The sequence below is a fragment of the Cellulosimicrobium composti genome, assembly GCF_010287905.1.
Lineage (GTDB): Bacteria > Actinomycetota > Actinomycetes > Actinomycetales > Cellulomonadaceae > Cellulosimicrobium > Cellulosimicrobium composti.
Window position 1 is genome coordinate 83625 of sequence record NZ_JAAFAN010000002.1, and the last position, 21537, is coordinate 105161.

The window sequence follows — 21537 nt, forward strand, 5'->3', positions numbered from 1 at the left end:
CCGCCCGGGCCCGCCGGTCGGGGCGGGCCGGCGGGCCCGGACGGCGGTCTCAGGCCGCGCGGACGGGGTCCGTCGCGGCGGGCTGCTCCGCGCGCCGTGAGGCGGCCGCGGGCTCGGTGGCGGACCGGTCGGTCGGGCCCGAGGGCCCGGTGACGCGCCGGGCGCCCGCCGTCGCACCCGCCGCCGTCGCGCCGGCGACGAACGCGTCGCGGGGCCGCTGCACCTCGGCGAGCGAGACGACGTCGCGCCCGAACAGCGCGGCGGTGGACCAGACCGCGAGGACGCGGACCGTGCGCTCCCACGTCGGGATCGCGAGGACGTGGTAGCCGCGGTGCATGAGCCACGCGAGCCGCCCCCGCACGACGACCCGGTGGTACTGGAAGACCCCCGAGCCGAGCCCGAGCGTCGCCACCACCCCGAGGCTCCCGTGCACGTAGGGCCGGGTCGGGCGCCCGCGCCGCGCCGCGACGAGGTTCTTGGCGAGGCGGCGTCCCTGGCGCACGGCGTGCTGCGCGTTCGGGACGGTCAGCGCGCCCGGGGCCGGCAGGGCGAGGTCCGGCACGGCCGCGCCGTCGCCGGCGGCCCACGCGTCGGGCACGGTGTCGTCCACCGTGCCGACCCGCAGGTCCGGCCGCGTGACGAGGTAGCCGCGCGCGTCCACGGGCAGGTCCGTGTGCGTCGCGACGACGGGGTTCGCGGCGTTCCCCGCGGTCCAGACGAGCAGGCCGGACGCGAACGACTCCCCGGTCGACAGCGTGACGACGCCGCCCTCGGCGGACACCAGCCCGGCCTCCAGGTGCACGTGAGCGCCGCGGCGCTCGAGCTCGCGCACGACCCACCGCCCCGGCCGCTCGGTGACCTCCGGCAGGATGCGCGGGTTGCGCTCGACGAGGTGGAACCGTAGCTCCGCCGGGTCGATCTCGGGGTAGACGCGCGTGAGGTCGTGCGCGAGCGACAGCAGCTCGGCGAACCCCTCGACGCCGGAGAAGCCGCCGCCGACGAACGTCACGGTGAGCAGCCGCTCGCGCTCCGGCCCGGCCGGGAGGCTCGCCGCCCGGTCGAACGAGGTGAGGAGCCGGTCGCGGATCGCGACGGCCTCCTCGACGTGCTTCATGCCGATCGCGTGCTCGGCGACGCCGGGCACGGGGAACACGCGCGTCACCGCGCCGGCCGTGACGACGACGGTGTCGTACGTCAGGTCGTACGGCTCGCCCGAGCGCGGGCGCACGACGACGACGTGCCGCGCGTGGTCCACGCGCTCGACCGTCCCGTCGAGCAGGCGCGTGCGGCGCAGGTGGCTGCGGTGCGCGACGGCGGCGTGCCGCGCCTCGACGGAACCGGCGACGACCTCGGGCAGGAACGGCTGGTACGTCATGTACGGGCGCGGGTCCACGAGGACGACCTCGACCTCGCCGCGGCGCAGCTCGCGCCGTAGGCGCTTCTCGAGCTCCCGGGCCGCCGTGAACCCGGCGTAGCCCCCGCCGACGACGACGATGCGTTCCATCACTGCCTCCTGTGCGTCGCACCCGCTCGGCGCCCTCGCGGGTGCCTCACCCTCTCGACCGGCCGCCCCGGCGTCCCGTGACATGAGGTGCGTCACGCACGGGCGCCCTTGACCTGGAGCGCGCTCCAGGTCGGATGCTCGAGGCATGCCCGACCCGCTGATCCCCGTACCGCCCGCCGACGTGCCACCCGAGGGCCTCGCCATCGGGGACGCCGCCCGTGCCGTCGGCCTGAGCGTCGACACGCTGCGCTACTACGAGAAGGAGGGCCTCCTCCTCGACCCCGCGCCGCGCGACGGCGGCGGGCGGCGGCGCTACGGCGCGCACGACCTGGCGTGGCTCGCCGGTCTCGTCATGCTGCGCGAGACGGGCATGTCGATCGCCGACGTGCGCGTCATGGCGGACCTGAGCCGCCGCGCGGGCACCGAGGCCGAGCGCCTCGTCGTGCTCGAGCGGCACCGCGAGCGCGTGCTCGCGGCGCTGGAGCGCACGCGGCGCCACCTCGCGGCGCTCGACGCCAAGATCGCGTCCTACCGCGCGGTCACCGCACCGGACCAGGAGGACCCCCGATGACGACCCCCACGACCCGACCCGCCGGGGTCCGCCCCGCCGCGCGACCCCCGGTCGTCCCGCTCGGCGACGGCCTGCGCGTGTCCGCGGTCGGCCTCGGCGCGATGGGCATGAGCGCGTTCTACGGGCCGACGGACGAGGCCGAGGCCGTCGCGACGCTCCGGCACGCCGTCGACGCGGGCGTGACCTTCGTCGACACCGCCGAGGCGTACGGGCCGTTCGAGAACGAGAAGCTGCTCGGCCGGGCGCTCGGCGACCGTCGCGACGAGGTCGTGCTCGCGACGAAGGCGTCGGCCGAGACCGACGACGACGGCACGGTCCACGGCCGCAACGGCACGCCCGAGTACATCCGCCGGGCCGCCGACCGGTCGCTGCGCCACCTCGGCACCGACGTCATCGACCTCTACTACCTCCACCGCGCCGACCCGGCCGTGCCGATCGAGGAGTCCGTCGGCGCGATGGCCGAGCTCGTCGCGGCCGGGAAGGTGCGCCACCTCGGCCTCTCCGAGGTGTCGGTCGACACGATCCGGCGCGCGCACGCCGTCCACCCGCTCGCGGCCGTGCAGTCGGAGCTCTCGCTGTTCTCCCCGGACGTGCTGCGCAACGGCGAGAAGGTCGTCATGGACGAGCTCGGCATCGGCCTCGTCGCGTTCTCCCCGCTCGGGCGCGGCGTGCTCACGAGCAGCGTGCGCAGCCTCGACGACCTCGCGCCCGACGACGCGCGCCGCGGCCTGCCGCGGTTCCAGCCCGACGCGTTCGCCGCGAACCTGCGGCTCGCGGACCGCGTGCGCGAGATCGCGGCGGAGAAGGGCGCGACCGAGGCCCAGGTCGCGCTCGCATGGGTCGTCGCGCAGGGCGCGGTGCCCATCCCGGGGACGCGCCGTCGCGAGCGGCTCGACGAGAACGCCGCGGCCGCGAGCCTCGAGCTCACCGCGGACGACCTGCGCCGCCTCGCCGACGCCGTGCCCCCGGCCCTGGTCGCGGGCCACCGCGACTACGCGCCGACGCCCGACGGCCAGGACCGCTGAGCGTCGCGAGCCGCGACCGACCGCGGTGCCTAGACTGGCGCGCGTGGCACTCGACGCGACCTCCGCCCCGACCGCACCGCTGAGCACCGGCGAGCCCGCGCCGTCGGGCACCCCCGCGGCCGTCGTCCCGACCCCGTACGAGGACCTCCTGCGCGACGTCCTGGAGCACGGGACGCACAAGGGTGACCGGACGGGGACGGGCACGCGCAGCGTGTTCGGCCGGCAGATCCGGTTCGACCTGTCGCAGGGGTTCCCGCTGATCACGACCAAGCGCGTGCACCTCAAGTCGATCGCGTACGAGCTGCTGTGGTTCCTGCGCGGCGACTCGAACGTGCGCTGGCTCCAGGAGCGCGGCGTGACCATCTGGGACGAGTGGGCGGACGCGGACGGCGAGCTCGGACCGGTCTACGGCGTCCAGTGGCGCTCGTGGCCGACACCGGACGGCCGCCACGTGGACCAGGTCGCCCGGGTGATCGAGCAGATCCGCGCCAACCCCGACTCGCGGCGGCACATCGTCTCCGCGTGGAACGTCGCGGAGATCGAGGACATGGCGCTGCCGCCGTGCCACGCGCTCTTCCAGTTCTACGTCGCCGACGGCAGGCTCTCGTGCCAGCTCTACCAGCGCTCGGCCGACCTGTTCCTCGGCGTGCCGTTCAACATCGCGTCGTACGCGCTGCTCGTGCACATGGTCGCCGCGCAGACGGGGCTCGAGGTCGGCGACTTCGTGTGGACCGGCGGGGACGTCCACATCTACGACAACCACGTCGAGCAGGTGCGCGAGCAGCTCACGCGCGAGCCGTACCCCTACCCGACGCTGCGCCTCGCCCCGCGCGACTCGATCGACGCGTACGAGTACGAGGACATCGAGGTCGTCGGGTACCAGCACCACCCGACGATCAAGGCCCCGATCGCCGTCTGATGCTCGGACTCGTCTGGGCCCAGGCGCGCGACGGCGCCGGACGGCCCGTCATCGGCGCGGGCGGCACCATGCCGTGGCACCTGCCCGAGGACCTCGCGCACTTCCGCCGGCTCACGTCCGGGCACCCCGTGGTGATGGGGCGTCGCACGTGGGACTCGCTCCCGCCCCGGTTCCGGCCGCTGCCGGGGCGCACGAACGTCGTCGTGACGCGTCAGGAGGCGTGGTCGCCCGACGGCGGTCCCGCGGCCGACGGGGCCGGCGCCCCCGTGCGCGTGGCGGGGACGGTCGACGCGGCGCTCGCGGTCGCCCGCGCGGCGGCGCGAGACGCCGGGTCGGACGAGGTGTGGGTGATCGGCGGGGCGCAGCTCTACGCGGCGACGCTCGCCGTCGCGGACCGGTGCGTGATCACCGAGATCGACGCCGTCGTCGAGGGCGACACGTTCGCCCCGGTGCCCGGGGACGGCTGGGTCCGTGAGCCGGGGGAGTGGTGCACGTCGTCGACCGGGCTGCGCTTCCGGGTGGTCGACGCACGACGCTGAGCGTCAGATCAGCCCCGACGGCTCGATCGGGTCGAGCCGCGGCGGCGGCACCGGGTGCGGCTCCTCGAGCGTCTCGACGTCCGCCTCCTGCGGCGCGGTGAGCCGCGCGACGGCCTCCGTGAGGTTCGTCGTGAGCGCGGCGACGAGCGCGTCGGCGTCGCGCTCCTCGAGCCGCAGGACGATCTCCTCGTGCGACGCGGCCGAGTCGGCGCGCACGGCGTACTCGTCGCTCACCGTGAAGCTCGCGACGCGCACCTCGACGATGAGCGTCGTCATCCACCGCAGGAGCCAGGGGTTGCCGCTCGCGGCGACGAGCGCCCAGTGCAGGTTGAGGTCGGCGTCCCCGATGCGGCGCGCGTCCTGCGAGTCGCCCGCCTCGACGAGCGCGCGGTAGGCGGTGCGGACGGCGGCGACGTCCGCGGCGGACGCGGTCGCCACGGCGAGGCGCGCCGCGGTCGTCTCGACGCTCGTGCGCGCGGCGTACAGGGCGGGGATGCGCTCGCGGCCGATGGTCACGACGCTCAGGCCGCGCCCCGGCGTCGCGGTGAGCAGCCCCTCCTGCACGAGCCGCTGCGCGGCCTCGCGGAACGGGCCGCGGCTCACGCCGAGCTGGCCGGCGATCTCCACCTCGCGGATCGGCGACCCGACGCGCAGCGCGCCGGAGTAGATCGCGTCGCGCAGCTCCCGGGCGATGAGGTCCACCGTCGACGGACGGGTCACCGGCGAGAGGAACGGTGCGGTGAGCGGTGCGCGCGAGGCCGGGCTCATCGGCTCTCCTCCGAGGTCGTCGAACGGTCGATCGAGGTCACGATCCGGTATCACATCATCCCCTGTCTGCGGCCCGTACCCGGCGCCCGATCGGCCGGATCACGCCCGCGACGTCGATTGTAGACAATCTGACAGTAGGAACATCGGATTGTCGAACGGTCGACAGCGCGTTAGCGTGGACGACCGTCCAACCAGCCATGACCGCCCGCGCCCCGGCGTCGGCGGCCACGAAGGGAACCATGACTTCCACGCGAACCACCGCGACCCGGCACCGCGCCCTCCTGGGCTCGGGCGCCGTCCTCCTCCTCGCCGCGACCGCGGCCTGCACGAGCGTCGACGGCGGGGGCGGGAGCACGAGCGAGACCTCCGGCGGGAGCGCGCTCGAGACGCTGCAGGACCGCGGGACCATCACCGTCGGCTTCGCCGGCGAGGCCCCCTACAGCTACGAGGACGGCGGCGAGCTCACGGGCGCGACGGTCGCCCTGCACCGCGAGATCTTCGCCGAGCTCGGCATCGACACGGTCGAGGGCGTGAACACGGAGTTCGGCTCGCTCATCCCCGGCCTCACGGCCAACCGCTTCGACGCCGTCAGCGCGGGCATGTCGATCCTGCCCGACCGCTGCGCGCAGGCCGCGTTCAGCGAGCCCGAGTTCATGTACACCACGGCGTTCATGACGCCCGAGGGCAACCCCGACGGGCTCACGGACATGCAGTCCGCCGCCGACGCGGGCATCACGCTCGCCACCATGACCGGCGCGATCGAGGGCGACTACGCGCGCCAGCTCGGCATCGACAACCTCGAGGTCGGCACGCCCCAGGACGGCCTCGACGCCGTCGTCGCCGGCCGCGCCGACGCGTTCGCGCTCACCGGCATCTCGCTCAACCACCTCGCCGACAGCACCGACGCGCCCGTCGAGGTCACGGAGTCCTTCGTGGCCGAGATCGACGGCGTCCCGCAGATCGGCGCGGGCGGCACCGTCTTCCGCACGAGCGACACCGACCTGCTCGAGGCGTACAACGAGAAGCTCGCCGAGATCGTCGCCGACGAGGACCGCTACCTCGACATCGTCGGGGAGTTCGGGTTCACCGCGGCCGAGCGCCCCGTCGAGGGCCTGACCACGGAGAAGCTGTGCGAGGGCGACCTCGACGCGCTCGCCACCGAGCTCGCGCCGGAGCTCGGCTCGGACTCCTGAGGTCCCCGCGTGTCCGACAACCTCAGCACGCTCCGTGACGCGCTGCCACGGCTCGGCGAGGGCGTCGTCGTCACCCTCCAGCTCACGCTGGGGGGTGCGGCGCTCGCCCTCGTCCTCGCCCTGCTCCTGGGCCTCGGCTCGCGGGCCGGGAGCCTGTGGGTGCGCGGACCGTCGCGGTTCGTCGTCGAGTTCTTCCGCGGGACGTCGCTCGTCGTCCAGCTCTTCTGGCTCTTCTACGTCCTGCCCGTCTTCGGCTTCCGCATGGAGTCGCTCGCGTGCGGCATCCTCGCGCTCGGCCTCAACTACGGCGCGTACGGCGCCGAGGTGGTGCGCGGGTCGATCAACGCCGTGCCGCAGGGCCAGTGGGAGGCCGCGACCGCGCTCGACCTCGGCCCCGTGCACCGCCTGCGCCGCGTGATCCTGCCGCAGGCGTGGGCCCTCATGATCCCCATGCTCACGAACCTGCTCATCCAGCTCCTCAAGGGCTCCGCGCTGGCGACCTACATCCTGCTGCACGACGTCAACTACTTCATCGAGCAGCTGCGCCGCAGCACGCAGGACACCTTCTTCTCCTACACCGTGGGCCTGCTCGTGTACTTCGCGCTCGCGTACGCGCTGACGCTCGGCATGAACGCGCTCGAGGTGCGCGCGAAGAACCGGCTCGGCAGCGGGCCCTCGCTGCGCGAGGTGCTGCGCGTCGCGCCCGTCCCGGCCACGACGAGGGGAGGCGCCGCGTGAACGACGTCTGGAGCTGGCAGCGCGCCGCCGAGGCGCTGCCCCCGATCCTCGAGGGGTTCCGCATCACCCTGCTCGCGACGGTCGTCGGCACGGCGATCGCCGCCGTCCTCGGCCTGCTCGTCGCGCTCGTGCGGCGCTCGCGCAGCCGGTGGGTCACCGCGCCCGTGGGCCTCGCGGTCGAGTTCGTCCGGTCGACGCCGCTGCTCGTGCAGCTCGTGTTCGTCTACCTCATGCTGCCGAGCGTCCCGGCCCTCGTGGTCGGGTGCGTCGTGCTGGGCGTGCACTACGCGACGTACATGTCCGAGGTGTACCGGGCGGGGATCGACGCCGTCCCGCGCGGCCAGTGGGAGGCCGCCAAGGCGCTCGACCTGCCGCGCACGCGCGTGTGGCGCGCGGTCGTCCTGCCGCAGGCGATCCGCAAGACGCTGCCCGGCCTGGGCAACTACGCGATCTCCATGTTCAAGGAGACGCCCTACCTCTTCGCGATCAGCGTCGTGGAGATGTTCACGGCCGCGCAGCAGTTCGGGGGCCGCACGTTCGTCTACACCGAGGCGCTGACGATGGTCGGGCTGCTCTTCCTCCTGGCGAGCTACCCGACGTCGCTCCTCGTCCGCCGATTGGAGAACCGCCTTGCCTGAGACCACCGCACCCCGCGACGCCGCGCCGTCGGGCACCGCGCCCGCGCCCGCGCGGGCGACCACCACCGTCCAGGGCGCCGTGCCCGCCATCGAGTTCCAGGGCGTCGTCAAGCGCTTCGGCGACAACACCGTGCTCGACGGGCTCGACTTCAGCGTCGCGAAGGGCGACCGCGTCACCCTCATCGGCCCGTCCGGGTCGGGGAAGACGACGATCCTGCGCCTCCTCATGACGCTCGAGGAGGCGGACGGCGGGATCATCCTCGTCGACGGCGACCCGTACACCCACGAGATCCGCGGCGGGAAGCGGGTCGAGGTGCCGGAGAAGCGGCGCCGCGCCGTGCGACGGCGCGTGGGGATGGTGTTCCAGCAGTTCAACCTGTTCCCCAACATGTCCGTGCTGGAGAACATCATCGAGGCGCCGATGCACGTGCTCGGGCTGACCCGGGCGCAGGCCACGGTCCGCGCGGAGGAGCTGCTCGACCAGGTCGGGCTCGCGGACAAGCGCGACGCGCGGTGCACGCAGCTCTCCGGCGGCCAGCAGCAGCGCGTCGCGATCGCGCGCGCCCTCGCGATGGACCCGGAGATCCTCCTGCTCGACGAGGTGACGTCCGCGCTCGACCCGGAGATCGTCGCCGACGTACTCGGCGTGCTGCGCGAGGTCGCCGAGACCACCGACATCACCATGCTCATCGTCACGCACGAGATGCAGTTCGCCCGCGACGTGTCCAACCGCGTGCTCATGTTCGACCACGGCCGCATCGTCGAGGAGGCCGACCCCGAGACGATGTTCACCTCGCCCACCCACGAGCGCACGCAGGAGTTCCTGCGGGCGGTCCTCGGGGACTGAGACCGAGGTCCTGCCGACCGTCGGTCCGGGCCGGCAGGACCTCGCCCCTCAGGCGGGGTCGCCCAGCCGCGCCAGCGCGTCCACGACGAGGTCCCAGAACCGCGCGTGGTCGAGCGTGACCGCCACCTGCGTGCGGCACGCGTCCGGGCCGGGCTCCTCCCCGCGCAGGTCGGCCACGGTCATGCCGGTCGTCAGCGACCCGTGCAGCTCGACGTCCAGGGGGGCGCGCCGCGTCGTCATGACCTCCGGGTCGACGACGTACGCGACCGCGCACGGGTCGTGGACCGGCGGGTGGGGGAACCCCTGCGCGGACCGGTACGTCGTGCCGTAGAAGTCGAGCAGGTCGCCGACGAACCGGGCCGGCGCCGTGCCGAGCGCGGCCACCCGGTCGCGCACGTCCGGCGTCGCGACGGCCTGGTGCGTGAGGTCGAGCCCGACCATCGTCACGGGCCACGGCTCCGTGAGCACCACGTGCGCCGCCTCCGGGTCCGCGAGCACGTTGAACTCCGCGACCGGCGTGCGGTTGCCCACGTGGTACCCGCCGCCCATCATCACGACCTCGCGCACGCGCGGCACGATCCGCGGCTCCTTGCGCGCGGCCATCGCGACGTTCGTCAGCGGGCCGGTCGGCACGAGCGTGATCTCGCCCGGCTCGGCCGCGAGCACCGTCTCGACGATGAGGTCCACCGCATGACGCCGGTCGACGGCGCGCCGCGGCGCGGGCAGGACCGGCCCGTCCATCCCGGACTCGCCGTGGATGTCCGGCGCGACGATCCGCGGCCGCACGAGCGGCCGGTCGCACCCGGCCGCGACCGGTGCGTCGATCCCCGCGACCTCCGCGACCGCGAGCGCGTTGCGCGTGACCTTCTCGAGCGTCTGGTTCCCCGCGACCGTCGTCACCGCGACCAGCTCGACGCCCGGGCTGCCGTGCGCGAGGAGCATCGCGACCGCGTCGTCGTGGCCGGGGTCGCAGTCGAGCACGACCCGGCGCGGACGGTCGGCGGGCGGGGGAGCGGCAGGTGCGGGCACCGCCCCATCCTCGCGCGCGACCGCGCGCGGCGCAGCGCCGCCGCTTCGCGTCACGACGCGCGGCGGATAGGCTGTGCTCCGGCCCTGACCCGGGGCCACGCGCCTGTAGCTCAGGGGATAGAGCACCGCTCTCCTAAAGCGGGTGTCGCTGGTTCGAATCCAGTCAGGCGCACCGATCACGGCCACCTCCCCTGCCGGGGTGCGACCGAACTCCACCGGTGCCCACGATGAGCGTGACGGCCCGCCCGGGCCGACGAAGGAGGTGCACCGTGGGGATCGACGACCTGAAGGGCAAGGCGTCCGACGCGCTGGACAGCGACAAGGGCGAGAAGGCGTCGGACGCGGCCCTGGACAAGGGCGGCGACGCGGCGTCGAAGGCGACCGGCGGCAAGCACGACGACGCGATCGACAAGGGCACGCAGCAGGCCGACTCGAAGCTCGGCCGCGAGTAGCGCGGCACGCCCGCCGGACCGCCCGGTGGGGGCGCGGTCGGCGTCGCCGAGTCAGCCCGCGACGCGGACCGCGACGACCTCGCACTGCACGGGGTACGACTCCGCGCACGCGTCCGTCCAGACCTCGACGGCGTCGCCGTCGGTCAGGTCGCCGGGCGTGAGCGCGGTGCCGTCGTCCCCGACGACGACGGTGCCGGCGGAGAGCAGACCCATCCCCTCGTAGTAGGCGTCCGAGGCGTCGACGAGGCGCGCGGCGTCACCGGTCCCGGCGACGGTCCCCTCGACGTCGGCGGCGCGTGCGGGCGGCGCGCTCGGCTGCGCATCCGCCGGACCGCCGTCACCCGGGCTGCACGCCGCGAGGAAGACCAGAGCCGTGACGAGCGCGAGCACGACGGGACCCGGACGACGAGCGGGGGCGAGCGGCGTCGGCGGCATGGCGTGATCCTGCCACCGGTCCGCACCGGTCGGCACCGACCGGGACTCAGCTCGTCGCGGGCGGCACGGGCGCGGGCGTCTGCTCGGCCGTCGCACCCTCGCCCGGGCCGGTCCCGGGGACGGGCGCCCCTTCGCCGGTCTCCTCGCCCGTGCCCGTGCCCGGCTCGGGCGTGGTCGAGGGGTCGGGCTCGGGCATCGTCGGGTCCGTGGTCGGGTCCGGCGTCGGCTCCACGCCGGGCTCCTCGGTCGGCGCCGTGGTCGGCTCCTCGGTGGGCGTGGTCGACGGCGCGGGCACCGGGTCCTGCGTCGGCACGCCCGACGGGTCCGGGGCCGGGACCGTGGGGGCCGGGGTCACGGGCGTCTCCGTGCCGACGGAGCGGTCGCGGCTGATCGTCGTGCCCGACCCCTCGACGCCCCGCACGGCGTCGGCGATCGGCTTGCCGATCGTCAGCTCGACGACGAGCACGGCGCCCATGACGACGACGAACAGCGCGAGCGCCGTGACCGTGAGCACCGGGCCGCGGCCGTAGCGGTCGACCAGGCGCAGCCACCGGTTCGTCGGGGTGTCCGTCGCGGCCGCGTCGGGCTGCGCCTCGTCCGCGTCCGTCCCGTCCGCGTCGCCCGTGCCTTCCGCGCCGTCCGCGTCGTCGTCGACGGTGGCCGAGCCGCGGGGGACGTTCGCGACGGTGGTCGTGACCGTCGTCGTCGTGGTGCGGTCCCGCGCGGCGCCGGTCCCGGTCGTGACCTGGACGACCCTGCCGACGACGGGCACGAGCTGCTCGCGCGTCTTCTGGATCGAGCGCGTGTACACGTAGTTCGCGACGACGGTCAGCGCGCTCGCGATGCCGGCGCCGATGATCGTCCCGGCCGTCCCGAAGTACGACAGGAGCACCGTGGTGCTCACGGCGGCGAGCGCGCTCGCGAGGACCTGCGTGAGCGACAGCTTCGCGGGGGCCTCGTTCTTCGTCGCCGGGGCCTCGGGCTTCGTCCCGGGGGTGGCAGGGCGCCGGGTGTCGTCCGCGGCGTCGGGGCCGGGCTCCGGGCGCGCCGACGCGTCGCGCTCGGGGCGGAGGTGGTGGGTCGTCGTCACGTGGTGCGGGGTCTCCGTAGCGTGGTGGGCTGGTCCGCCCGTCGCCACAGGCCGGGTCGCGGCCGCGCCGGGTCCGGCGTCGGGCCACGGGCGTCCCCACCACCGTAGGACGCCGGTGTGGACCTCGCTCAGGGGCGTCGTGGCCGCGCCTCAGAGGAACGGAGAAGATCCTGTGACGCCGCCGGTCGGGCCGGGCGGCGGCGCGGGGCGGGAGGCGGCGCGTCGTATCCTGCCGGAGGTGCCCGGCCGCCCGGGCAGGCGCGGCCCGGCGGTTCGACCTGTGGTCCCGGCCACGGGGGGGGCAACGCCCCCGCCCGGCCAGGAATGGCGGAATCCCGCGCATGTGGTGGACGCCCGTCCAGGTCATTCCCAGGCGCCGCTGGGCTCGCCGCCCGGTTCACCCGTCCAGGTGCTCCGTCCCGTGTTGACGCCTGGGATCGCGCCGTGCAAGATAGTCCTCGACAGCGCGCATCGCCTGCCCCCTGCGCGGTGCGCGCTGTTTCATTCTTCTCCGGAGAACACCTCCGGAATTGCTCGGAACGACGGCCTCGGAACGCGATTGACGCGATCCGGGGCCGTTCGTCGTTCCCTGCGCAGGCGCGCGGCGCGCCCGCCCGCGAGACGGTGCCCTCGCCCGACGCCGCCCGCGGCACCGGGTCGGCCGCCCTCCGGCGCGCCGCGACGGGCGTCGCGAGGCGGGCGGTTAGCGTCGGAGCGTGAATGCCGCAGCCCGCACCAGCTCAGCCGCCCGGAGCGTGGCCGATCCTGCTCGGCTGCCCGCGACCGCTCCCGGGGGGACCGACCAGCCCGCCGACCAGCACCGCCCCGACACCACCGACGGCGACGCGCCGCCGTCGCGCCCCGTGCTCGTCCCCGAGCCCACGACGGCCGACCTCGTCGACGAGGCCGTCGTGCGCTGGCGCGCCGGACTCGTCGAGCTCGCCGGCGGCTCCTCGCTCGCGGACGTCGCGCTGCTCGGCGACGCCGTCGTGGACCTCACCGCCGCGCACCCCTCCGGCGTGGCCCAGCTCTTCGCCGGGCGCCCGACCCGGCTGTCGAACCTCTTCCGCGAGGGCGGCTCGCTGCCCGCCGCCCGGCGCCGTGCCCGTGCGGTCGTGGTGCGCGCGGCCGAGCACGCGCAGCGCTACGGCGTCGCCCCGACCTACCTGGCGATCGGCGTCGCGACCTGGACCCAGGGCGCCGCGACCCACGCGGCCGAGGACGACGTCGCCGCGCTCGCCCGCGTCGCGGGTCGCCCGCCCGTCACGGTCACGAACGGCACCGCGCCGTCCGATACCGCGCCGTCCGACGGCGAGCACGACCCGCACGCGGGGACCGGTGCCGACGCGGGCGCCCCCGCGCGGACCGGCAACGACGCCGTCCCGGACCCCGGTGACGGCGGGGGCGACGCCGAGCACGAGCCCGCGTCGCGCACCGTGCGGGCCCCCGTCCTCCTACGCCCCCTCACGGTGACCCCGCGGGGCGACGGCGAGACCGACTACGAGCTCACGCTCGAGCCCACGGCCGAGATCAACCCGCTCCTCGCGCGGACCCTGCGCGCGCACGGCGCGCTGCTCGACCCCGTGACGCTCGCGCGCTCGACGTTCACCGGTGCGGGCTTCGACCCCGCCGACGCGACCCGCCGCATCGCCGCGCTCGGCCAGGCCGTGCTCGACGACTTCGAGCTCACCCACCGGGTGCTGGTCGGCACGTTCGTGCACCCGGGCCAGGTGCTCGTCGACGACCTCGACGAGATCGCGCCCGCGCTCGAGCGGCACGAGGTCGTGGCGGCGCTCGCCGGGGACGAGCGCGCCGCGGCCGGGCTGCACGTCGCGCTCCCCGCGCCGCGCGTCGGCGACGCCGACCCGGTGCACGAGCGCGGCGTCGGCGACCTCGACCCCTCCCAGCGCCACGTCGTCGACGTCCTCGCGGGCGGCTCCCACCTGTTCGTCGACGCCCCCGCCGGGTCCGACGTCGCCGGGACCCTCGCCGCCGTCGTCGCCGAGGCCGCGGCCTCCGGGCGCCACGTCCTGTACGTGCCCGGGCACCGCCGCGCCGCCGACGCGCTCCTCGCCCGGCTCGCCGAGCTCGGTCTCGACGGCCTCGCGCTGGACGTCGTCCCGGAGCCGACGTGGCGCGAGACCGCCTCGCACCGGCTGCTGTCCGCCATGGCGTCCGAGCCCGAGCCGGTCGACGACGAGGACGTCGCCCGCACGCGCGACGCGCTGCTCGGGGCGCGGGCGCGCCTCGCCGGGTACATCGAGGCCCTGCACCTCGTCCGCGACCCGTGGGGCGTCTCCGCCTACGACGCGCTCCAGGCGCTCGCGCGCCTCACCGCCGAGCGCCCCGCGCCCGACACCCGGGTGCGCCTGTCCACCGAGGTCGTGCTCGGCGTCGGGCCCCAGCGCGAGCGCGTCGCCGCCGAGCTGCGCGAGGCGGCCCTGCTCGGCGCGTTCACCGCCCGCGCCGCGTCCACCCCCTGGTACGGCGCCGCGCTCACCACGCCGCAGGAGGCGCACGACGCCCTCGTGCGCGTCGAGCGCCTGCGCGCCCACACGCTGCCCCAGCTGCGCGCCCAGGTCGAGCAGGTCGCGCAGCGCACCGGGCTCACGCCCGCGACGACGCTGCGCCAGTGGGGAGACCAGCTCGCGATGCTCGGCGGCATGCGCGGGACGCTCGACGTCTTCCGGCCCATGATCTTCGAGCGCACCGCGCAGGACATGGTCGAGGCGACCGCGACCAAGCAGTGGCGCGAGCAGCACGGCGTCGACATGGGCTGGTTCGCCCGCCGTCGCCTGCGCCGCCAGGCCCGCGACATGGTGCGCCCCGGCGTGCGCGTGCCCGACCTGCACGCCGCGCTCGTCGAGGTGCAGGCGCAGCGCGCCGTCTGGCAGGAGCAGTGCCCGCGCGGGGGCTGGCCCGTCCTCCCCGAGGGGCTGTCGGCGATCGAGGACACGCACGAGGCCGTCCGGATCGACACCGAGGAGCTCCAGCCGGCGCTCGCCGGCACGCCCGGCGGCGCCGACCTGCTCGACCTCCCGCTCGACGACCTCGCGGCCCGCCTCGACGCGCTCGCCGAGGACGCCGAGTCGCTCGACACCCTGCCGCCGCGCACCGCGATCCTGCGCCGGCTCACCGACCTCGGCCTCGGCGAGCTGCTCGCCGACCTCGTCGCGCGCCGCGTCGAGGCCGACCAGGTCGGCCCCGAGCTCGAGCTCGCGTGGTGGAGCTCCGTGTTCGAGCAGATCCTCGCCCAGGACCAGGCGCTCGCCGGTCAGGACGGCGCGGGGCTCGACGCGCTCGCGCGGCGGTTCCGCGACCTCGACCGTGCGCACGTCGCGTCGCTCGCCGCGCCCGTGCGCGCCGCCGTGCGCGAGCACCTCGGCGTGGCGATGCGCGAGCACCGCGACGAGGCCGAGGACCTCTTCACCGAGCTGCTCGAGGGGCGGCTCGTGAGCCTGCGCGAGACCACGGAGAAGCACCCCGCCGTCCTGCGGCGCCTGCGCCCCGTGCTCGTCGCCACCCCGACGCTCGTGCCGCACCTCGTCCCCGCGACCCGCACCGTCGACCTCGTCGTCCTCGACGCGATCGAGCACACGCCCGTCGAGCTCGTGCTGTCCGCGCTCGCGCGCGGCCGCCAGGTCGTCGCCGTGGGCGACCCGCGCGCCGCGTCCACCGACACCGTCCGCGAGCTGTCCGAGCTGCTCCCGTCCGTGCGGCTCCTCGCCGACGGCTCGCGCCGCGACCCGTACGTGACGACCTTCCTCGCCGAGCACGGCTACGCCGGCGTCCTGCGGCCCTCGCCGCTCCCGCGCGCCGAGGTCCTCGTGCAGCTCGACGTCGTCGACGGCGCGGGCATGCCGGACCCGACGTCCGGCGCGGTCGAGAGCACGCAGGCCGAGGTCGACCGGGTCGTCGAGGTCGCGATCGAGCACGCGCTCACGCGCCCCGACGAGTCCCTCGCGATCGTCACCGTCACGCCCCTGCACGCCGACCGCATCCGCGACGCCCTCCTCGTCGAGGTCCGGCAGAACCCCGCGCTCGCCGGGTACTTCTCCGGGTCGCGCGAGGAGCCCGTCGTCGTCGCCGACGTGTCCGGCGTCGCCGGCCTCGTGCGCGACACCCTCGTCCTGTCCGTCGGGTTCGGCCGGACGCCGCACGGGCGCGTCCTGCACCGGTTCGGCGTCCTCAACACACCCGGTGCCGAGGCCATGCTGCTCGACGCCGTCGGCGCGAGCCGCCGTCGCCTGCACGTCGTGTCCTGCTTCACGGCGGGCGACCTCGACCCCGAGCGGCTGCGCGGCGCCGGCGCCCGGCTCCTCGCCGAGGTGCTCGACCTCGCCGAGCAGCGCAGCGGCGCCGCCGACCAGGTCACGCTCGGCAACGGCGTCGACCTCGGCGGCAGCCCCGACCGGCTCGTGCTCGACCTCGCCGAGCGCCTGTGGCGCGCCGGGCTCGTCGTCGAGACCGACTACGGCATCGGCGACGGCGACCGCATCCCGCTCGTCGTCGGCCACCCGGACCTGCCCGGCGAGCTCCTCGTCGCCGTCCTCACGGACGACGCCGCGTACGTCGCCGAGCGCAGCGTCCGCGTCCGGGACCGGCAGGTCGCCGAGCGGCTCGAGCGCATCGGCTGGACCGTCGCGCAGGTGTGGTCCGCCGCCGCGTTCCTCGACCCCGCGAAGGAGGCCGAGCGCATCCGGCGGGTCGTGCAGGAGGTGCGCGACGCGCGCCTCCCGGAGACCGGCGGCGTCGCGCAGACGGGCGGCGGCGACCGCATCGTCGTCGTCCCGGTCATCGACGACGACGAGCAGCACGGCGACGACGACCTGTAGCCCGTCCTCGCGGCCGCGGGGCCGGGTCCGGGCGCGGTGGGACGATAGGGGCGTGAGCAGCGAGTCCGTGCCGTCGTCCGAGCGCCCGTCCCCGCCCGAGGGGGAGGGGCGGCGCAGGCGACCGCGCCGGGCCGTGCGGCGGGGGACCGAGAGCGTCGTCGTGCCCGGGGCGAGCGCCGACGAGCGCGCCGAGGGCTGGGGCGACGCGGCCCGGCCGGAGCGCGGCGGCACGGGGGAGAACGACGACCGGCTGCTCGGCGACGTCCCGCCCCACTACGGGCGGCACTGAGCGCGGACGATCCCCACGACGCACTGGTGGCCGCGGCCCTTCCCCGCGGGGACGGGCCGCGGCCACCTGCGTGCTCGGGCGGTGCTGCTCAGACGGTGGGCGGCGGCGTCGGGCGCCCCGGGGCCGCGCTGGGACCGCCGGCCTGCGCCGCGAGGAGGTCGCGGATCTCCTGGAGGACGAGCACGTCCTCGGCCGGGGCCTCCGGCTCCGGCTCGACGTTCTGCTTGCGCATCGCCGCGAGGTGGTTCATCGGCAGGACGATGAAGAAGTAGAGCGCGATCGCGACGCACAGGAACTTGAAGACCGCGTCGAGGATGAGGCCGAGGCTGAAGAGCGCCCCGTTGATCGTGAAGTTGCCGACCCCCGTGAGGTCGGGCTCGCCGAAGATCGCCGCGATCAGCGGGTTGATGAGGCCGTCGACGACCGACGTGATGATGGCCGAGAACGCGGTGCCGATGACGACGCCGACCGCGAGGTCGATCGCGTTGCCCCGGAGCACGAACTCCTTGAAACCGTTGAGCACGCCCTTCATGGAATGGGTCCCTTTCGTGTGGTCCGCGTGGCTGCGGCGCCACGACTCGAGCAGGAGGATCCTCCCAACGGCGGTCGGCTGCGGCAACGGTCTCGTCCGGAGAGTCGGGTTTCTCGCCCGCGGCGTCAGGGCACGAGCACGGCGGTCACCGGGGCGTGGCCGCTCACGGCGGCCAGGCGCTCCGCCTCCGCGGGCAGGACGGCGACGAGCGTGACGACGTCGCTGCTCGTGACGCCGGCGCCGAGGAGGCCGCCTCCGCCGTCGGGCTCGGGCGTGGGCACGACGACCGCCGCGCGCGCGAGGTAGGGGTCGCCGGCCTGGGGCGTCCCGTCGGGATCGGCCGCGTCGACGGGTACGGCCGCGGCGGCGAGGTCCCCGGCCGCGAGCAGGTCCACGCGGTCGCCCGGGCCGAGGAGCGCGGCGACGCCCGGGTCGAGGCGGACCGGGGCGACGACCGTGCCCGCCGGTGCGGCCGCCACGAGCTCGCCGCCCGCGACGAGCGCGTCCTGGACGAGGGTGCCCGCGGCGAGGGCGACCGTCGCGCGGCGACCCACGACGTCGGCCGGCGCGCCCGCGGCACCGGCGGGCACGAGCGCGGCCGGGACGTCGTCCACGCGGAGGTCCGCACCGGCGAGGGCCGCACCTGCCGGGACGTCGCGCGTGGTCACGACGACGGGCGCGGTCGGCGGCGGTGGCGGGCGCAGCGCGCCGACGAGCACCGCGGCGGCCGCGCCGCAGCACACGGCGGCGACGACGAACCGGGCCCGCCACCACAGCCCGCGCAGGGCGCGGCGACGGGCGGACGAGGGGACGGGCTCCCGGGAGCCGGGGCGCAGAGGCATGGGCGCGACCGTAGCCGCGGCGGTCAGGCCGGGGCCGGGGACGCCCGACGGCCTGTGGACGACCGGGGCGGTGCGCGCAGGAGGCCGTGCGGCCCCGTGCCCTGTGGTCGAGCGTGGCGGCCGGAGCCCGGCCACCGGCGTCAGGTCAGGAGGACGCGGCCGCGCTGCCGGACGAGCCGCTCGACGACGACGTCGAGCTCGTCGCGGCCGGGGTCGACGTGCTCGACGCGCCGGACTTCGCGGCCGGGGCCGAGGAGGACGAGCCGCCCGAGCGCGAGTCGGTGCGGTAGAAGCCCGAGCCCTTGAACGTCACGCCGACCGAGGAGAACACCTTGCGCAGGCGTCCGGAGCACTCCGGGCACACCGTGAGGGCGTCGTCGGTGAACGACTGGTGGATGTCGAAGGCGTGACCGCAGGCGGTGCACGTGTACGCGTAGGTGGGCACGGGTTCTCCTCGTTCACGAGACGGCCGCGGTGCGGCCGCCGGCGGTCGGGATCGGGACGGTCTCGGCCGGGTCGTCGGTGTCAACACCGTCTGGCACTCGAAACTTCCGAGTGCTAATCATACGCGGACCGGCGCGCGCCCGGCGCCGGGGTAGTCTCGCATCCGTGTCTGCGCACGAACCCGCCGAGGCCCCCGCCGGTGACGCCGCACCCGGTGCCGACCCCGTGACCCCCGGGGACACCGCGGTCCCTCCCCGGCGCCGCCGGTCGACGCGGCGGAACGTGCTGCTCGTCGTCGCGGCGCTGCTCGTCGTCGCGCTCGTGGCGGGCGCGGCGTTCGTCGTCGTCACGGTGCGCCGGCCGCTCCCGCAGGCCTCGGGGGAGATCGAGGTCCCCGGCCTCGAGGGACAGGTCACCGTGCTGCGCGACGCCCGGGGCGTGCCGCAGATCTACGCCGACACCCCGGAGGACCTCTTCCGCGCCCAGGGCTTCGTCCAGGCGCAGGACCGGTTCTTCGAGATGGACTACCGCCGCCACGTGACGGCGGGCCGGCTCGCCGAGCTCGTGGGTGACAACCCGGACGCCATCGCCGCGGACGCGGTGACGCGCACCTTCGGCTGGAGGCAGGTGGCCGAGGAGGAGTGGGACGTCGTCTCGTCCGAGACGAAGTCGTACCTCCAGGCGTACGCCGAGGGCGTCAACGCCTACCTGGAGAACCGCAGTCCCTCCGAGATCGCGATCGAGTACACCGTGCTCGGGCTCCAGGTCGACGTCGCCGAGCCCGAGCCGTGGGACCCCGTCGACTCGCTCGCGTGGCTCAAGGCCATGGCGTGGGACCTGCGCGGCAACTACGACGACGAGCTCGACCGCGCGCTCGCGTTCGGCGCGCTCCAGGACGCAGGGCGCGTCGCCGAGCTCTTCCCGGCGTACCCGTCCGACGTCAACGCGCCGATCCTCGACCCGGGCGAGCTCGAGAACCCGCAGCAGGTCGCGCTCGAGCTCGGCCCCGAGGCGCGTGCCGCGTACGGCTCGGACCACCTGCAGAGCGCGCTCGAGGCCGCCGACCGCGCGCTCGACGCCGTCCCCGTGCTCGTGGGTCGTGGCGAGGGCACCGGCTCGAACTCGTGGGTCGTCTCGGGCGAGCACACCGCGAGCGGCATGCCGATCCTCGCGAACGACCCGCACCTGAGCCTCGGGGCTCCCGGCATCTGGGCGCAGGTGGGGCTGCACTGCAACGAGGTCGGACCCGACTGCGCGTTCGACGTCGCGGGCTTCTCGTTCGCCGGGTTCCCCGGCGTGATCATCGGGCACAACGCACAGCTCGCGTGGGGCCTGACGAACATGGGCGCCGACGTCACCGACTTCTTCGTCGAGCGGGTGCGCGACGACACGTATCTCCGCGGCGACGAGTGGGTGCCGCTCGAGAGCCGGACGGAGACGCTGCGCGTCGCCGGGGGCGACGACGTGGAGCTCGAGATCCGCTCGACCGTGCACGGGCCGATCGTGTCCGAGGCGATCCCCGCGACCGAGTCCGCGGTCGGCACCCCGGCGCTCGACACGCGCCTGGGCGAGTACGCCGTCTCCCTCCAGTGGACCGCGCTCGAGCCGGGCCGCACCGCCGACGCGGTCTTCGCGTTCAACCTCGCGCAGGACGCCGACGACATGCAGGAGGCGGCAGCCCTCTTCGAGGTGCCCGCGCAGAACATCGTCTTCGCGACGACGGACGGTCACATCGGCTACCAGGCGCCGGGCAAGATCCCGGTGCGCGCGTCGGTGCCCGACGCCCCCGTCCCGTCCGACGGCACGTGGCCGCGCGACGGCTCCGACGAGCGGTACGACTGGCAGGGCTACGTGCCGAGCGAGGAGATGCCGCGCGTGGTCGACCCGGCGGAGGGCTTCGTCGTGGCGGCGAACCAGGCCGTGCTGCCCGCCGGCGTCGCGCCGTTCCTCACGACCGACTGGGACTACGGCTACCGCTCGCAGCGCATCCGTCAGCTCCTCGAAGCCGAGATCTCCGCGGGCCGGACCGTCGACGTCGACACGATGAACGAGATCCAGGTCGACGACCGCAGCCCCTACGCCGAGGTCCTCGTGCCGCTGCTGCTCGACCAGGAGATCGAGGACGGCTTCGCCGCCGAGGGGCAGGAGCTCCTGGCCGACTGGGACTACCGGACGGACACGGACTCGGCGGCCGCCGCGTACTTCGCGGCCGTCTGGCGCAACCTGCTGGAGCTCACCTTCTGGGACGACCTGCCCGAGTCGGCGCGGCCGAACGGCGGGAGCCGCTGGCTCGCCGTCGTGACGAGGCTCCTCGACGACCCGACGAACCCGTTCTGGGACGACCGGCAGACCGTGAGCGTCGTCGAGACGCGCGACGAGGTGCTCACGCAGGCGCTCGTCTCCGCGCGCCTCGACCTGACCGTCGAGCAGAGCAAGCAGCCGTCCGACTGGGCCTGGGGCACGCTCCACGTGCTCGCGCTGGAGCACCCGATCCTCGGCGGCGAGTCGATCCCCGGACCGGTCCGCAACTGGGTCAACCCCGACCCGGTCCGCATGCCCGGAGGCTCGTCGATCGTCAACGCGACGGCCTGGGACGCGGCGTCCGGCTCGTTCGACGTGACGGCCGGACCGTCGATGCGGATGGTCGTCGACCTCGGCGACCTCGACCGCTCCACGTGGGTCACCGTGACCGGCACGTCCGGCCACCCGGCGTCGAAGCACTACGCCGACCAGCTCAAGACCTGGGCGCGCGGCGAGACGTTCGAGTGGCCGTTCACGACCCAGGCCGTCGCCGACGCCGGCACGGACGAGCTCACGCTCGTCCCGTAGCCGGGCCGGCGTCCGGCG

20 protein-coding genes and 1 tRNA gene are annotated in these 21537 nt (G+C 75.3%); 13 read left to right on the plus strand and 8 right to left on the minus strand.

Annotated elements, in window-relative coordinates:
- Positions 1-49 precede the first annotated feature (49 nt).
- Positions 50-1504, minus strand: a complete 1455-nt coding sequence (locus tag GYH36_RS01030) for an NAD(P)/FAD-dependent oxidoreductase (protein WP_162288847.1) — start codon at positions 1502-1504, stop codon at positions 50-52.
- Positions 1505-1649: 145 nt separating this feature from the next.
- On the opposite strand from GYH36_RS01030, the gene GYH36_RS01035 reads away from it, so the two are divergent.
- The 4 genes from GYH36_RS01035 to GYH36_RS01050 all read left to right on the plus strand — a co-directional run bounded on the left by GYH36_RS01035 (position 1650) and on the right by GYH36_RS01050 (position 4558).
- Positions 1650-2075: a MerR family transcriptional regulator gene (locus tag GYH36_RS01035; RefSeq protein WP_051471775.1), complete on the plus strand. Its 426-nt coding sequence runs from the start codon at positions 1650-1652 to the stop codon at positions 2073-2075.
- Complete coding sequence (locus GYH36_RS01040) at positions 2072-3100, plus strand: aldo/keto reductase (protein WP_162288848.1); 1029 nt, start codon at positions 2072-2074, stop codon at positions 3098-3100. The genes GYH36_RS01035 and GYH36_RS01040 overlap by 4 nt, the downstream gene beginning before the upstream one ends.
- A 79-nt stretch (positions 3101-3179) precedes the next feature.
- Positions 3180-4019, plus strand: a complete 840-nt coding sequence (locus GYH36_RS01045) for a thymidylate synthase (RefSeq protein ID WP_162288867.1) — start codon at positions 3180-3182, stop codon at positions 4017-4019.
- Positions 4019-4558 (plus strand): dihydrofolate reductase, encoded by a 540-nt coding sequence (locus tag GYH36_RS01050; RefSeq protein WP_162288849.1) that lies wholly within the window; start codon positions 4019-4021, stop codon positions 4556-4558. The genes GYH36_RS01045 and GYH36_RS01050 overlap by 1 nt, the downstream gene beginning before the upstream one ends.
- 3 nt (positions 4559-4561) lie before the next feature.
- Here the strand turns inward: GYH36_RS01050 and GYH36_RS01055 are convergent, their stop codons facing one another.
- Positions 4562-5326: a GntR family transcriptional regulator gene (locus GYH36_RS01055; protein WP_024841268.1), complete on the minus strand. Its 765-nt coding sequence runs from the start codon at positions 5324-5326 to the stop codon at positions 4562-4564.
- A gap of 239 nt (positions 5327-5565) precedes the next feature.
- On the opposite strand from GYH36_RS01055, the gene GYH36_RS01060 reads away from it, so the two are divergent.
- The 4 genes from GYH36_RS01060 to ehuA all read left to right on the plus strand — a co-directional run bounded on the left by GYH36_RS01060 (position 5566) and on the right by ehuA (position 8742).
- Positions 5566-6519 (plus strand): transporter substrate-binding domain-containing protein, encoded by a 954-nt coding sequence (locus tag GYH36_RS01060; RefSeq protein ID WP_024841267.1) that lies wholly within the window; start codon positions 5566-5568, stop codon positions 6517-6519.
- Between the two features lie 9 nt (positions 6520-6528).
- Positions 6529-7257, plus strand: a complete 729-nt coding sequence (gene ehuC, locus GYH36_RS01065; protein WP_024841266.1) for an ectoine/hydroxyectoine ABC transporter permease subunit EhuC — start codon at positions 6529-6531, stop codon at positions 7255-7257.
- Complete coding sequence (gene ehuD / locus GYH36_RS01070; protein ID WP_024841265.1) at positions 7254-7895, plus strand: ectoine/hydroxyectoine ABC transporter permease subunit EhuD; 642 nt, start codon at positions 7254-7256, stop codon at positions 7893-7895. Before ehuC ends, ehuD begins: the two co-directional genes overlap by 4 nt.
- 79 nt (positions 7896-7974) lie before the next feature.
- Positions 7975-8742, plus strand: coding sequence for an ectoine/hydroxyectoine ABC transporter ATP-binding protein EhuA (gene ehuA, locus GYH36_RS01075; protein ID WP_051471782.1), 768 nt, complete (start codon positions 7975-7977; stop codon positions 8740-8742).
- 48 nt (positions 8743-8790) lie between these two features.
- On the opposite strand, the gene uriH is transcribed toward ehuA, so the two are convergent.
- On the minus strand, positions 8791-9771 hold the full coding sequence (gene uriH / locus GYH36_RS01080) for a uridine-preferring nucleoside hydrolase UriH (protein ID WP_162288850.1): 981 nt from the start codon (positions 9769-9771) through the stop codon (positions 8791-8793).
- 99 nt (positions 9772-9870) lie between these two features.
- Between uriH and GYH36_RS01085 the strand changes: the two genes are divergently transcribed.
- Positions 9871-9943, plus strand: a tRNA-Arg gene (locus GYH36_RS01085).
- Positions 9944-10040: 97 nt separating this feature from the next.
- Positions 10041-10223, plus strand: coding sequence for an Rv0909 family putative TA system antitoxin (locus GYH36_RS01090; RefSeq protein WP_024841262.1), 183 nt, complete (start codon positions 10041-10043; stop codon positions 10221-10223).
- 51 nt (positions 10224-10274) lie between these two features.
- Here GYH36_RS01090 and GYH36_RS01095 read toward each other — a convergent pair whose 3' ends face one another.
- Positions 10275-10658, minus strand: coding sequence for a hypothetical protein (locus GYH36_RS01095; protein WP_162288851.1), 384 nt, complete (start codon positions 10656-10658; stop codon positions 10275-10277).
- A gap of 46 nt (positions 10659-10704) precedes the next feature.
- A complete protein-coding gene (locus GYH36_RS01100) occupies positions 10705-11748 on the minus strand; it encodes a hypothetical protein (protein ID WP_162288852.1) in 1044 nt (347 codons plus the stop codon).
- Positions 11749-12503: 755 nt separating this feature from the next.
- Between GYH36_RS01100 and GYH36_RS01105 the strand changes: the two genes are divergently transcribed.
- Positions 12504-16583 carry a PDDEXK-like endonuclease domain-containing protein gene (locus GYH36_RS01105; protein ID WP_312028451.1) on the plus strand — a complete coding sequence of 1360 codons (4080 nt, stop codon included), beginning with the start codon at positions 12504-12506 and terminating at the stop codon, positions 16581-16583.
- A gap of 52 nt (positions 16584-16635) precedes the next feature.
- The gene (locus GYH36_RS01110) at positions 16636-16872 is read left to right on the plus strand and encodes a hypothetical protein (RefSeq protein WP_115943145.1); all 237 of its coding nucleotides are present in this window, start codon (positions 16636-16638) and stop codon (positions 16870-16872) included.
- 88 nt (positions 16873-16960) lie between these two features.
- On the opposite strand, the gene mscL is transcribed toward GYH36_RS01110, so the two are convergent.
- The 3 genes from mscL to GYH36_RS01125 all read right to left on the minus strand — a co-directional run bounded on the left by mscL (position 16961) and on the right by GYH36_RS01125 (position 18691).
- Positions 16961-17404, minus strand: coding sequence for a large conductance mechanosensitive channel protein MscL (mscL, locus tag GYH36_RS01115; RefSeq protein ID WP_162288854.1), 444 nt, complete (start codon positions 17402-17404; stop codon positions 16961-16963).
- A 125-nt stretch (positions 17405-17529) separates the two neighbouring features.
- Positions 17530-18246 carry an SAF domain-containing protein gene (locus GYH36_RS01120; RefSeq protein ID WP_162288855.1) on the minus strand — a complete coding sequence of 239 codons (717 nt, stop codon included), beginning with the start codon at positions 18244-18246 and terminating at the stop codon, positions 17530-17532.
- Between the two features lie 145 nt (positions 18247-18391).
- A complete protein-coding gene (locus GYH36_RS01125; RefSeq protein WP_115943142.1) occupies positions 18392-18691 on the minus strand; it encodes an FmdB family zinc ribbon protein in 300 nt (99 codons plus the stop codon).
- Between the two features lie 281 nt (positions 18692-18972).
- Between GYH36_RS01125 and GYH36_RS01130 the strand changes: the two genes are divergently transcribed.
- The gene (locus tag GYH36_RS01130) at positions 18973-21519 is read left to right on the plus strand and encodes a penicillin acylase family protein (RefSeq protein ID WP_162288868.1); all 2547 of its coding nucleotides are present in this window, start codon (positions 18973-18975) and stop codon (positions 21517-21519) included.
- Positions 21520-21537 lie beyond the last annotated feature (18 nt).

Bases quoted from the DNA above. Each gene is read 5' to 3' on its own strand.
- GYH36_RS01050 (WP_162288849.1), top strand. From the start codon at position 4,019: ATGCTCGGACTCGTCTGGGCCCAGGCGCGCGACGGCGCCGGACGGCCC.
- GYH36_RS01040 (WP_162288848.1), top strand. From the start codon at position 2,072: ATGACGACCCCCACGACCCGACCCGCCGGGGTCCGCCCCGCCGCGCGA.
- GYH36_RS01030 (WP_162288847.1), bottom strand. From the start codon at position 1,504: ATGGAACGCATCGTCGTCGTCGGCGGGGGCTACGCCGGGTTCACGGCG.
- GYH36_RS01095 (WP_162288851.1), bottom strand. From the start codon at position 10,658: ATGCCGCCGACGCCGCTCGCCCCCGCTCGTCGTCCGGGTCCCGTCGTG.
- GYH36_RS01055 (WP_024841268.1), bottom strand. From the start codon at position 5,326: ATGAGCCCGGCCTCGCGCGCACCGCTCACCGCACCGTTCCTCTCGCCG.
- mscL (WP_162288854.1), bottom strand. From the start codon at position 17,404: ATGAAGGGCGTGCTCAACGGTTTCAAGGAGTTCGTGCTCCGGGGCAAC.
- GYH36_RS01120 (WP_162288855.1), bottom strand. From the start codon at position 18,246: ATGCCTCTGCGCCCCGGCTCCCGGGAGCCCGTCCCCTCGTCCGCCCGT.
- GYH36_RS01060 (WP_024841267.1), top strand. From the start codon at position 5,566: ATGACTTCCACGCGAACCACCGCGACCCGGCACCGCGCCCTCCTGGGC.
- GYH36_RS01035 (WP_051471775.1), top strand. From the start codon at position 1,650: ATGCCCGACCCGCTGATCCCCGTACCGCCCGCCGACGTGCCACCCGAG.